The organism is Nocardia sp. NPDC003726, assembly GCF_053586955.1.
Map to the genome: position 1 here is coordinate 252906 of NZ_JBSFNF010000003.1, position 11878 is coordinate 264783.

Annotated in this window: 11 protein-coding genes; 3 read left to right on the plus strand and 8 right to left on the minus strand. The window is 69.9% G+C overall.

Features of this window, described 5'->3' with window-relative positions:
• Window positions 1-282 precede the first annotated feature (282 nt).
• Window positions 283-888 (plus strand): YdcF family protein, encoded by a 606-nt coding sequence (locus ACWDMM_RS05945; RefSeq protein WP_323124088.1) that lies wholly within the window; start codon window positions 283-285, stop codon window positions 886-888.
• A gap of 41 nt (window positions 889-929) precedes the next feature.
• Window positions 930-1967, plus strand: a complete 1038-nt coding sequence (locus ACWDMM_RS05950) for a fused (3R)-hydroxyacyl-ACP dehydratase subunits HadA/HadB (RefSeq protein WP_449936224.1) — start codon at window positions 930-932, stop codon at window positions 1965-1967.
• Window positions 1968-1988: 21 nt separating this feature from the next.
• Here the strand turns inward: ACWDMM_RS05950 and ACWDMM_RS05955 are convergent, their stop codons facing one another.
• From ACWDMM_RS05955 to ACWDMM_RS05970, 4 genes are read right to left on the minus strand one after another with little or no spacing between them, the layout of a single operon-like run.
• Complete coding sequence (locus ACWDMM_RS05955) at window positions 1989-3023, minus strand: LLM class flavin-dependent oxidoreductase (RefSeq protein ID WP_449936227.1); 1035 nt, start codon at window positions 3021-3023, stop codon at window positions 1989-1991.
• 40 nt (window positions 3024-3063) lie between these two features.
• Complete coding sequence (locus ACWDMM_RS05960) at window positions 3064-4080, minus strand: alpha/beta hydrolase (protein WP_449936229.1); 1017 nt, start codon at window positions 4078-4080, stop codon at window positions 3064-3066.
• 8 nt (window positions 4081-4088) lie between these two features.
• Entirely contained in the window at window positions 4089-5039 is a 951-nt protein-coding gene (locus ACWDMM_RS05965; RefSeq protein WP_449936231.1) for an acyl-ACP desaturase, read from the minus strand.
• A 57-nt stretch (window positions 5040-5096) separates the two neighbouring features.
• Entirely contained in the window at window positions 5097-6041 is a 945-nt protein-coding gene (locus ACWDMM_RS05970; RefSeq protein WP_323124090.1) for a transcriptional regulator, read from the minus strand.
• A 566-nt stretch (window positions 6042-6607) separates the two neighbouring features.
• Between ACWDMM_RS05970 and ACWDMM_RS05975 the strand changes: the two genes are divergently transcribed.
• Window positions 6608-8158: an acyl-CoA carboxylase subunit beta gene (locus tag ACWDMM_RS05975; RefSeq protein WP_195079076.1), complete on the plus strand. Its 1551-nt coding sequence runs from the start codon at window positions 6608-6610 to the stop codon at window positions 8156-8158.
• Window positions 8159-8374: 216 nt separating this feature from the next.
• On the opposite strand, the gene ACWDMM_RS05980 is transcribed toward ACWDMM_RS05975, so the two are convergent.
• The 4 genes from ACWDMM_RS05980 to ACWDMM_RS05995 form a co-directional block, all read right to left on the minus strand.
• Window positions 8375-8956 (minus strand): Rv1733c family protein, encoded by a 582-nt coding sequence (locus tag ACWDMM_RS05980; RefSeq protein ID WP_195079075.1) that lies wholly within the window; start codon window positions 8954-8956, stop codon window positions 8375-8377.
• Entirely contained in the window at window positions 8938-9597 is a 660-nt protein-coding gene (locus tag ACWDMM_RS05985) for a TetR/AcrR family transcriptional regulator (protein WP_195079074.1), read from the minus strand. The genes ACWDMM_RS05980 and ACWDMM_RS05985 overlap by 19 nt, the downstream gene beginning before the upstream one ends.
• Window positions 9598-9750: 153 nt before the next feature.
• Entirely contained in the window at window positions 9751-10701 is a 951-nt protein-coding gene (locus ACWDMM_RS05990) for a helix-turn-helix domain-containing protein (protein WP_195079073.1), read from the minus strand.
• Between the two features lie 101 nt (window positions 10702-10802).
• Window positions 10803-11747 carry a helix-turn-helix domain-containing protein gene (locus ACWDMM_RS05995; RefSeq protein ID WP_323124091.1) on the minus strand — a complete coding sequence of 315 codons (945 nt, stop codon included), beginning with the start codon at window positions 11745-11747 and terminating at the stop codon, window positions 10803-10805.
• Window positions 11748-11878: the final 131 nt, after the last annotated feature.

Here is an 11878-nt window from a genome sequence, read left to right on the forward strand (position 1 = left end):
AACGCTAGAACCGGCGCACGCGGCCGACCACGCGCACCGAGCGCGTCTGGAGACCTCACGAACACTTCCGCCGCGACTAGGGAAACGGCACAAAGCAGATGCGGAAGCAGGCAATTCCCGAATTCGGCGAAGGGTCGTCCGGCACAAGCGATCGGCTGGAAAACGGTGAATTGTCCAGATCACCAGGTGATCACGGTTCCGCAACGTTTTGCGGCCGCATCATGGAGGACGCTGCACCCCAGCCGCCGGTGGCCAACCGGTGGCTAACCGTTTGGAGATTCCGTGTCCGCCATCGCGATTCCCGTTGCTCGCATCGTGCTCGGCGCGGTCGCCGTCGCCGCCGCGCTGACCCATCTTCCTTCCGCCGCGGCGCAGGGCACCGGCTCCGCCGAGGCGGGACCCGCGACCACCGCCACGCAGGCGCCGATCCCCGCGCCCATGCCGATACCGCGCGGACCGGTGACCGCCATCGTCGTGCTCGGCTACGGACTGCTGCCCGACGGCGGCATGCGCCAGGAACTGGTCGAGCGCCTGCACGCCGGATACGTGCAGGCCCTGCTGGCTCCCGTCTCGCCGATCATCGTGACCGGCGGCAACGCCCGCAACGGTGTCACCGAGGCGCGGGCGATGGCCGACTGGCTGATCGCTCACGGCATGCCGGCGGCGCGCGTCCATCTCGAACCGGAGGCGGGCACGACCGCGCAGAACGCCGAACGCTCGGCGACGATCATGCGCGCGATCGGCGCACGCGACGCCGTGGTGATCACCTCGGCCGACCACCTCGACCGCGCGGTGGGCACCTTCCACGACGCGGGGGTGGACGTCGTCGGCACCGTCACTCCCGAGCAGGTGCCTCCCCTGGCCTGGCGGTTCGGGCCGCTCTTCTGACGGGACCCCGCCGCCGACCTCTTCGCAATACAGGAGCAACCATGAACGACACCGCGGCGAATCCGGCCGAGCAGGCCAGGTCACTCGTCGACCATCGTTATCGTTCCACTCTCCGCTACGAGGTGGAACGGGAGAAGATCCGGGAATTCGCTCGCGCGGTCCAAGATTCCCATCCCGCGCATCGCAGCGAGGACGCCGCGGCCGAACTCGGCTTCCCCGGACTCATCGCGCCCGCCACATTCAGCTCGATAATCCTCACCAGAGTGCACCGCGAAATCCTGGACACGCTGATCACCGGTTACGACCCGACCCGGATATTGCACGCCGACCAGGTTTTCGACTTCGGCAGGCCGCTGGTCGCGGGCGACCGGCTGACCTGCGACATCTATTTCGAATCCTTCCGCCACTTCGGCGACTACGACGTTCTCGCGATCAAGAGCGTGCTGATCGACCAGCACGGCATCGTGGTGCAGACCGGCTCCAGCGCCTTGCTCGCCCGGGTCGGCGGGCGCGATCCGGGGTTGGCCGACGCCGTGCGCAGAGTAGCCATGCGCCATCAGCGCCCGGACGCACCGGCCCGGGGCAGCGCCGTCGTCCCGGCCGCGGCCGATCACCTCGCGCCGACGCCCCTGCGCCGGATCCCGCGTCCGCGTAACGATTTCGCCGACCTGTCGATCGGCGACGAACTGCCCGTGCGCACCATGCGCCTGTCGCGGGGCGACCTGGTCAACTACGCCGGGGTGACCGGCGAAGCCAATCCGGTGCTGTTCGACGAGCGGGTCGCGGTCGCCAGCGGCCTGCCGACCGTGGTCGCCCCCGGCATGCTCAAGCTGGGTCTGGCGACCTCGTTCCTGAGTTCCTGGCTCGGCGACCCCGCGGCGCTCACCCGTTTCCGGGCGCAGTTCGCGCACAACACGCACTACCTGCGCATACCTCCCTTGGGCACAGGCGTGATCCACTTCCGCGGCCGGGTCACCTCGCTCGACCCGCGCAAGCGGCGGGCGACCGTCGCGGTCGACGCGCGCGCCGAAGGACGCAGACTGTTCGGCTATGCCGCCGCCGAGGTGCGCTTCCCGTAAGGCGGTGACGCGTGGGCCCGATCAGGCCGCCGTATCGGCCCGACCGCGGGCACCCGCCTGCGGCAAGCCGGTGAGCAGCGCCAGCCTGCGGTGCGATTCCAACCGGGCGGCGCGGTCGTACGTGCTGGTGTGCACGAGGACCTCGTCGGCGCCCGTCCGGCGCACCAGCCGCTCCAGTCGGTCGGCGACCTCGTCCTCGGTGCCGTACAGATGGCCGCGCAAACCCTCGTCGAAGATCCGGCGCTCCCGGTCGGTCATGGTGCGCGCCTCGATGTCCGCCGGCGGCAGCAGCGGCGGGAACTCGCCCCGGGTGCGTGCGTACACGGCCGACCACGCTTCCGGCAACAGCAGCCGGTGCGCCTCGGCGGTGGTGTCGGCGACGACGATCGACGCGGACACCACCACGTAGGCAGCCGCGGCCACCGCACCGGGACGGAACTGGGCGCGATAGCGCTCGATGGCCTCCGCCATGCGATCCTCGCCGCCGACCGCGGCGATGACCAGCGGCAGTCCGAAGCGGGCGGCGCGCTCGGCGCCGGACCCGGTCGCCAGCAGGAAAGCCGGGACGCGCAGTCCCTCCGCGGGCCACGCGTGCACGCCGTGCCTGCCCTCGGTGAAGTACGCCAGCAGTTCGGCGAGCTGGGCGTCGAAATCCTCCGCGTCGCGTTTGTCGTGCCCGAGCGCCCGCCGCACGCCGTCGGTGAAGCCGACCGAGCGGCCCACACCCATGTCGATGCGCCCCGGGTAGAGCGATTCCAGCACCCCGAACTGCTCGGCGACCACCAGCGGCTGGTGGTTGGGCAGCATCACACCGCCGGTACCGATCCGGATCCGGGAGGTCGCCGCCGCGGCGGCGGCCGCGAGCACGGTCGGCGCGGAGCCGGCCACGCCGGGCACACTGTGGTGCTCGGACACCCAGAAGCGGTGATATCCCCACTGCTCGGCGAGCCGGGCGAACTCGACGGTCTCCCGCAACGCGGCCGGATGGCTCTGACCGCGGCGGACGCGCGAGCGATCGAGGACGGAGAACCGGACAGAAGACAGCGCCGAGGTCATACCGATGTCAACGCGACCGCGCCGCGCTGATTCCGCCGGTTCACGACGGCGTCGGCAGCCCCAGCGCCTGCGCCAGCACCCGCCACGCCTTCGGCAGCTGCGCCTGGAAGTCCGGCCAGGTGTGCATGCCCTGCGCGGTGTATTCCAGGGTGGCGGGGATGCCGAGCTCGGACAGCCGGCCGGCGAACCGCTCGGTGCAGGCCCGCGCGCCCGCCTCCAACGCCGCACCGCCGCCCGCGGTTTGCAGAGCGTCGGCGACCGAGGGGGAGTTCGCCACCGACACCAGATCGGCTCCGGTCGGCAGCCCGGTGGCCGCCGAGAGGTAGATGGCGGTGCCGCGCAGATTCTCCGCGTGCAGCAGGCTGTCGTGCGCGGCCCATTCCGGTGAGCTGGGCGGCCCCCAGAGATTGTTCACGTTGCCGCCGCGCGAGGCGACCGTGATGGTGGTCACCGCGTGACCGAGCGGATCGGCGGTCGAGTAGCACCCGCTCATCCCGGCGACGGCCCGGTACCAGCCCGGATGACGCTGGGCGAGCATCATCGCCGCCTGCGCGCCCATCGACACCCCCGCGATGGCGCGGCGCCCGTCGGTGCGCAGCAGCGACTCGACGATGGGCGGCAGCTCGGTGGTGAGGAAGGTCTCCCAGCGGTTGAGTCCCAGCGCGGCGTCCTGCCGGACCCAGTCGCTGTACATGCTGCCGGTGCCGCCGCCGGGAAGCACGACGTCCACCGGTTTGCCTGCGAAGAACTCGGCGGCTCCGCCCTTGGTCAGCCAGGCCGACGTCGGATCGCCGTCGACACCGTCGAGCAGGTACAGCACCGGGCGCGGCGCCTCGCCGCCGCCGCGCAGGATGTCGACGGTGATGACGCGGCGCATCGCCGCAGAGGCGATCGACAGCCGTTCGTGTCCCCCGCCCATGTCCTCGATCGACAGCAGCCCGGTGCGGGTCATGGCCGGGTCGACGGCGGGCGGCGGGGTCCGCGGCGCCGGATCGGCGAGCACGGGCGCAGCGGCGACGGTGGCGATGAGGGCCATCGCCACCGCGGTGATCGGCACACGGGGACTCATCCGGCCGCGGCGGCCCGTTCCGCTTGTCTGACCGCGGCGCGTTCGCGCTGCTCCTCGAACCGCCGCGCCCGCATCTCCAGGTCTTCGAGGTAGGCGTGCAGCTCCTCGCGGGCGCGTTCGCCGTCGCCGGTCAGATCGTCGCGTTCGAACACGCGCCACGCGCGCAGCACCGGACGCAAAACCACGTCGAGATGCTGGGGCAGGTCGTAGATGCCGTGCTTGGCCAGCAGCACCGCGTTGCGCCGGAAGTTCGGCTGGCCCAGCCCCGGCATCTGGAAGCGGGTGACCACGGTGGTGATGGCGCGCAGCGCTTCGTTCGGCACCAGGTCGATGGCCGCGGCGCTGATGTTCCGGTAGAAGATCATGTGCAGGTTCTCGTCGGCGGCAACACGCTGCAGCATACGCTCGGCGATCGGTTCTTCGCAGGCCGTTCCGGTGTTGCGGTGGCTGATCCTGGTCGCCAGCTCCTGCAGTGTGACGTACGCCACCGAGTGGAGGAATTGCTGCTCTGTGTGGGGTGTGGCGAAGCCGGTGGTCATGTGCGCCATCCGGGCCTGCTCCAGCAGCACCGGATCGACCGCGCGGGTCACCACCAGATAGTCGCGCATCACGATGGCGTGGCGGTTCTCCTCCGCGGTCCACCGGCCCACCCAGGTACCCCATACGCCGTCCAGTGAGAACGAGTCCGAGATCTCCCGGTGATACGACGGCAGATTGTCCTCGGTGAGCAGATTCGTGATCATCGCGGTCTGCGCGACCTCGGAAAGCGTGGACTGGCCCGGCTCCCAATCAATTCCACCGAGAGCGGCGAAATTGCGCCCGTCGTCCCACGGTACGTAATCGTGCGGATTCCAGGACTTCGCCTTGCGCAGATGATCATTGAGCAGGCGTTCTGCGGTGGGTTCCAGCTCGCGCAGAATATCGCGATCGGACAACGCGGTGGTCACTCGAACTCCTTTGCTCACCCCAGAGATCAGGGCACAGTCGACGATACCGGCGAAATATCAGGCGGAACGACCGATCACGCGATCGTTGGGCGCGGTGACGATGGCCATATGGCCGGGCTGGGGCAGTTCACAACCAGGGGTTTCGCCGGCGTCGGCCACCCGATACAGTCCCGGCGGCCTGCCCGCGGCCCGCAGCCGGTCCAGCAGATCGTGTGCGCGGCCGGCCAGTTCCGGGATGCGCGCGGTGCGGCCGGTGGCCACCGCCGCGGTCAGCGGGACCTCGGCGGCCTCGCCGACGATGGCGAGCACGTCGTCGGTCATGGCGAAGGTTCCGGTACGGGCGGGCACGTCGTCGAGCGGAACCAGCACCGTGCCGCCCGCGGCGGACAGCACCGAAAGCGCCCGTGAGCCGAGCGGATCGGCCAGTGCGGCCTGCACCCGGCGCAGCTTGCGCCGGGCCGCGTCCGTGCCCGTGACGGGTCTTCGCTCGTCCGGGTGCGCCGGAATGCCGAGCGCGACGACCTGATACGACCGCGCGATCGGAATGCCGGTCGCCCTGGCGAGTTCGCCCACCGCGTGCCCGCCGAGCAGCGCGGAGACCAGCGTCTGAGCCGCGGTCTGATGTTCTCGCGCGACCGCCCGGTGCTCGTCGACATAGGCGGTGGACGCCGCCACGGTCACCATCTCCAGCACGTGGACCGCCAGTCGCGCACCCGCGAGGAAATGATCGCTGTGCTCGTCGGCGGCCTCGTCGGCGAGGAATTCCAATCCGCTGCGAATTTCGTCGTGATACGCGGCCAGCACCGTTTCCAGTGCGATGCCCTCCCGCGCCCAGCGCGAGGCGAAACCCGCGATCTCCGGCGGCCGGGCGGTGGCGGGCGCCGGACGGGGAGCCATCAGTTCGACGGCGGCCGCGAGACAATTCCGCGCGGTCGTCGCGACGTCGCCGGACGCGTCGCGGCCGGAACGCCCGGCCAGGTGTGCGACGAGTTTCGATGTCAACGTCTCGGTACTCGTTCTCGGCTGCCTGCCCATCATGCCTCCCGAAGGTTAGCGTCGGATCGTGATGGAATCGAGATATGTGCCGCCGAATCGGGTAAGTCATCAGCGGCCGCCCGACCCGTTGGGCGCAATCACAAGTTTTTCGATGGTAATTCGCGGGGCCTCGTCGGGCACGAACGGAACCGCTGCGGCACCGCGCTTTTCGGGTCCCGGCACGCGCCGCCGCGGACCCACCGCATTCCGGAGGATGTGACGCAGCGCCGTCCGCGCATTTCCGGCGCTGCGTCGAGATCACCCTAGATCCGGGGGCGCCGCCGTGAGTAGTCCCCGCCCGCGCTCTGAGGACGGTTCATCGACACTCACGGCCACGATTGGGACGTCGCACAGTCCGTGTCGTCGCACCGGCCCGCGTCCTCGCGTGCTATGAACCGTTGGATCGAGAGGCAAACCTGTGAGCTGTTCCGAGAGTTCTCCCGAATCGCTGTGCAGCAGCACGCGCCGCCGATAGCATCGAGCGCCGCGCTGCCGTACGGCGTCGCGACGAGTTTCGAAGGGCGACAAGACATATGAGCGGTACGCGCGAAAAGCTGGACGAGCTGCGGGGGATCCTGGAGCTGGCCGAGGAACCCGCGGGCGAGAACGGCATCGCCAAGCGCAAGGCCAAGGGCATTCCCAGCGCGCGCGAGCGGGTGCGCGCGCTGCTCGACCCGGGGAGCTTCGTGGAGATCGGGGCGCTGGTGCGCCAGCCGGGCACACCGGGGGCCATGTACGGCGACGGCGTGGTCACCGGTCGCGGCCGGATCGACGGCAGGCCGGTCGTGGTGATCGCGCACGATCAGACCGTCTTCGGCGGCTCGGTCGGCGAGATGTTCGGGCGCAAAGTCGCCGCGGCACTGGATTTCGCCACCCGCAACGCCTGCCCGGTCGTCGCGATCAACGACTCCGGCGGCGCCCGTATCCAGGACGCGGTCACCTCGCTGGCCTGGTACGCGCTGATGAGCCGCCGCCAGGAACGGCTGTCGGGCTTCGTGCCGCAAGTGTCGATCATGCTGGGCAAATGCGCGGCCGGGTCGGTCTACGCACCGGTGAACACCGACATCCTGATCGCGACCGAGACGTCGTACATGTTCGTCACCGGCCCCGAGGTGATCAAGGAGGTCACCGGCGAGGAGGTGAGCATGGAGGAACTCGGCGGCGCGCAGGCGCAGGCCGCCACCGGCACCGTCCACCACGTCGCCGCCACCGAGCGTGACGCCTTCGACTGGGCGAGGAAGTATCTGAGCTATCTGCCGACGAGTTGCCTGGAGCCGGGCCCTGTCGTCAATCCCGGGCTGGAGCCGCAGGTCACGCCGCACGATCTGGAGCTGGACTCGATCGTTCCCGATGCCGACCGGCAGGGCTACGACATGCACGAGATCTTGCTGCGCCTGTTCGACGACGGCGACTTCCACGAGATCAGCGCGGCCACGGCGCAGAACCTGATCACCGGCTTCGCCAGGGTGGACGGACGCAGCGTCGGGGTGATCGCGAACCAGCCGCTGGTGCTCGGCGGCGCGATCGACGCCAAATGCTCGGACAAGGCGACGCATTTCATCCGACTGTGCAACGTGTTCGGGTTGCCGCTGATCTTCGTCGTGGACACTCCCGGCGTGCTGCCCGGTGTGGAGGAGGAGCGCAGCGGGGTGATCAAGCGCGGCGGGCGGTTCTTCCGCGCGGTGATCGAGGCGACCGTGCCGATCGTGACCGTCGTGGTCCGCAAGGCCTACGGCGGCGGCTACGCCGTGATGGGCTGCAAGCAACTCGGCGCCGACGTCAGCTTGGCCTGGCCCACCGCGCGTATCGCCGTCATGGGCGCGGAGAGCGCGGTGAGCATCGTCGGCAAGCGGCAGCTCGCGCAGGTGGACCCGCAGCACCGTGCCGCGGTGCGCGACGCCATGATCGAGCAGTACAACACCACGGTGGCCACCCCGTGGATCGCCGCCGAGCGCGGTTACATCGACGCGGTGATCGAACCATCGCGCACCAGGCTCGAGATCCGCCGCGCGTTGCGCCTGCTGCGGGACAAAGAGGCGAGCGCCGAGCCCAACCCGCGCAAGCACAGCCTCTTCCCGGTCTAGGCGGCACATGGATCCGGTTATGTTGTGTCACAACGTAACCGGATCCATGTGGTGGGATCTCCGGCGATCCGCGGCGAATCGGGCCGTCCGGTGCGCCGATGCCTTAATCTCAGGACAGTGCCGGACCAGCGTCGTTCGCCGCGTCGCGGTCCGGCACGCGACGTGCCCGCTGCGCCTGTTCCCTACCCTCGCCCGGCGGGCACGCCGCACCACGGCTCAGCCGTGCCCCCAGGTGAGATCGGCCGTCATCCACTCGGTCTCCCAGCGGCGCAGCCGCCGCCGATCGAGTCCGCGGCGCAGCAGCAGGTAGCAGCCCACGAGCAGGATCGAAACGCCGAGCACCGCACCGGCGGTCAGCATCACCGCCTTGCTGGCGGGCTGGGTCGACGACGGCGGCTCGACGATCGCGCCGCGTTCGTTCAGCCAGATCGGCACGGTGGAACCCGGCTCGACCACCGTGGTCGACTGGTAGTCGCCCGTGTGGTCCACGCCGTCGGCGTCCTTCCAGGACACGCGCGCGGGCACTACCGGCGCGTACAGCGGCGCCTTCCCCGTTTCGATCACGGTGGCGTCGACGCGGTGCAGCCGTGCCGTCTCGGCTTGCACCGCTGCGGTCTCGACGCGGTACACCCGGCCGCCGACCGTCACCGCCAGTATGGGCACGACGATCAGGAACACCAGGGCCAGCAGCACCGCCACCCCCGTCTGCACACGGTCTTCGCCGCGACGCAGGGGGTTGCGATCCAAGCCGACGCGTCGGCACGTGCGGCGGTACATGTTCACCGACCCGGTAGACATGACGGTGACTCCTCGTTGCGGATTTCGGCGGTGAGGGTGACGAGGGTGTCGAAGAACTCCTCGACGAGGCCGGGCAGTCCCATCGGATCCGGGCCTGCCGCCCAGCTCTGCAGCGCCGCGAGCAGCATGCCCGCACCGGCGCCGACCGCGACGGCCGGACGCGGATCGGTCTGCGGATCCACCCCCAGCCGCGCGGCGATGATGCGGACCGATTCGCGTTGCCCTTCGATGCGGATGCGCTGGTAGCCGGCGAACAGTTCGGGTTCGTCCTCGAAGCGCTGGAACAGCGCCCAGCGGCGGGCGAGCAGCGACGCGCGGGCTCCGCCGTACTCGGTGGCGAGCCAGTCGTGGACGGCGCCGCGATAGGCGACCAGGGGCGGCTCGGCAAGGGGACGACGGCACAGGGCTTCGTTGAACAGATGCACGTCTTGGTCGACATCACCGAGGATCGCCTCTTCGATGGAGGCGAAGTGCCTGCTGAACGTGCGCCGGGTGACCCCGGCCCGCAGCGCGATGTCCTCGACGGCCACCGCGTCGAGGCCCCGCTCGGTGAGCAGGTCGAACGCCGCGCGCGACAGCGCCTCGCGGCTGCGCCGAGTGCGCAGCCGACGGCCGTCCAGACCGACACCGTCGTCGCTCATGCACTCGAGCATACCCCTATTGTCCCAATGGGACAATACTTTGCTCTTCCCCTGCATGCGCATCACCTCGCAGGAGAAAATGCCCCATTCGGGCGCGCTGAATCGCCTGGGATGCCGGGCCGGAGCGGGCGGCGGGGTGCGGCCTGCGGCCGGTCAGTTTCTCCGTTTGTCCACGGGTTCGTCGACCGTCGGCGCAACGCCGTCGCGCAAGATCTCGAGCATCCGACGGGAGTGCTCCGGTGACGGGGCCAGCAGCGAAAGCTGGTTCAGCACCGCGTAGTACACGTCCAGGTCGGCGATCTTGTCCAGATACAGCGCGCTGGTCAGCTGCTGGAGGTACACGATGTCCGGCAGATCGGACTCGGCGAAGCGCAGGACGGTGAACGCGCCGTCGGTGAGCGCCGGGCCGCCGACATGATCGGCCAGGATCTGGATGGTGATGTTCGGCTGTGCCGCCGCGTGCAGCAGGCGGTCGAGTTGGGCGCGCCAGACGGTCGAGCCGCCGATCCTGCGGCGCAGCGCGGCCTCCTCGATGAGCATCCACACCTGCGGCGGGTGCGCACCGGCGAGGATCTCCTGCCTGCGCATGCGCAGCGCGACCCGGCGTTCGATCGCGTCCTGCGGCTCGCCCGGATGCGACAGCGTCAGCAGCGCGCGGGCGTACTCCGGGGTCTGCAGCAGTTCGGGGACCGCCCTGGGTTCATAGCAGCGGATCAGGCGTGCCGCCTGTTCCAACCCCAGATAGGTGTCGAACCACTTCGGCAGCCAGTCGTTGTCCCGCGCCCACCAGCCCGACGCGTTGGCCTGCCTGGCCAGTTCCAGGTACCGATCCCGTTCCGCCGGGTCGGTCACCTCGTAGAGGTCGAGCAGGTCGACCAGATCGCGTTCCCGGCAGCCGGTGCGCCCGAGCTCCAGCCGGCTGATCTTCGAATGCGACCCGCGAATGGCCTCACCCGCCGCCTCGCGGGTGATGTTCTTGGCCTCGCGCAGGCGACGCAGCCGTCCGCCGAGGACCATCCGCAGGACCGTTGGCCCGCCTCCGGACACCGGCTGGGCGCCGAGCCCCGCCGCATCGGCCGCCTGTCGTACGTTCGAAGGACGCATGCCCCGAGTCTGCCATGGTGACCCTGGCGTTATCTACGGCCGAAAGTCCCTGTAGCGCCGCGCATCCGCAGGCGCACGGATCGGCCGCCGGGTCCAGCCGATCAGGCGGAACCCGACGGCAGCTCGACGATCTGCGGCTCCCGCTCGCGCAAGGCCGCGATGAGATCGCGGGTGTACTCGGGGGGCGCGGCATGCACCGACAGCAGGTTCGCCACCGCGCGGTAGGCCGCGAGATCGGCGTCCTTGTCCAGGTACAGCGCGCCGGTGAGCTGCTGGAGGTACACGATGTCCGGCAGATCGGACTCGGCGAAGCGCAGCATGGTGAACGCGCCGTCGGACACCGCGGGACCGCCCACGTGATCGGCGAGCACCTGCACGGTGATGTTCGGCGCGTCCGCGACCCGCAGCAGGTGATCGAGCTGGGCCAGCCACACCTGCGATCCGCCGATCCTGCGCCGCAGCGCCGCCTCCTCGACGATCAGCCACATCTGGGGCGGGTCCGGCCTGGTCAGGATCTCCTGACGGCGCATACGCAGGGCCACCCGCCGTTCGATCGCCTCCTCGTCCTCGTGCGGATGCGCGAGCACGAACAGCGCGCGGGCGTACTCGGGGGTCTGCAGCAGCTCCGGGACGACCCTCGGCTCGTAGCAGCGGATCAGCTGGGCGGCGTGCTCGAGCCCGAGATAGGTGTCGAACCACTTCGGCAGCCAGTCGGTGTCGCTCTGCCACCAGCCCGAGGTGTTCGCCTGCTCGGCCAGCCGCTTGAACTCCGCGCACTCGCGCTCGTCGGTGACGCCGTACAGCGCGAGCAGGTCCACCAGGTCGCGCTCCCGGAAACCGGTCCGTCCCAATTCCAAGCGACTGATCTTCGAATGCGAGCCGCGGATCGCCTCGCCCGCTTCCTCGAGCGAGATGCCGCACGCCTCCCGCAGCCGCCGCATCCGCGCGCCGAGGATCATCCGTAAGGCGGTCGGACCGCCCTCGACGGCGGGAGTTGTTCCACGCCCGATGGATTCGTTCTGAGGCCGCACTACCGAAGCACGCATGCACAGAGTCTCCCATGCTCGGTGCCCGCACTCCAGCACCGAACCGGGCGCACCGAGGCGTATGCGCAGGTGTAAGCACATTCGCAAGGTCATCCAGACTCGGTGGGCGCTCGTTCCCGCGGATCCGCTGG

Bases quoted from the DNA above. Each gene is read 5' to 3' on its own strand.
- ACWDMM_RS05980 (WP_195079075.1), bottom strand. From the start codon at position 8,956: ATGTCTACCGGGTCGGTGAACATGTACCGCCGCACGTGCCGACGCGTC.
- ACWDMM_RS05955 (WP_449936227.1), bottom strand. From the start codon at position 3,023: ATGACCTCGGCGCTGTCTTCTGTCCGGTTCTCCGTCCTCGATCGCTCG.
- ACWDMM_RS05975 (WP_195079076.1), top strand. From the start codon at position 6,608: ATGAGCGGTACGCGCGAAAAGCTGGACGAGCTGCGGGGGATCCTGGAG.
- ACWDMM_RS05995 (WP_323124091.1), bottom strand. From the start codon at position 11,747: ATGCGTGCTTCGGTAGTGCGGCCTCAGAACGAATCCATCGGGCGTGGA.
- ACWDMM_RS05990 (WP_195079073.1), bottom strand. From the start codon at position 10,701: ATGCGTCCTTCGAACGTACGACAGGCGGCCGATGCGGCGGGGCTCGGC.
- ACWDMM_RS05950 (WP_449936224.1), top strand. From the start codon at position 930: ATGAACGACACCGCGGCGAATCCGGCCGAGCAGGCCAGGTCACTCGTC.
- ACWDMM_RS05985 (WP_195079074.1), bottom strand. From the start codon at position 9,597: ATGAGCGACGACGGTGTCGGTCTGGACGGCCGTCGGCTGCGCACTCGG.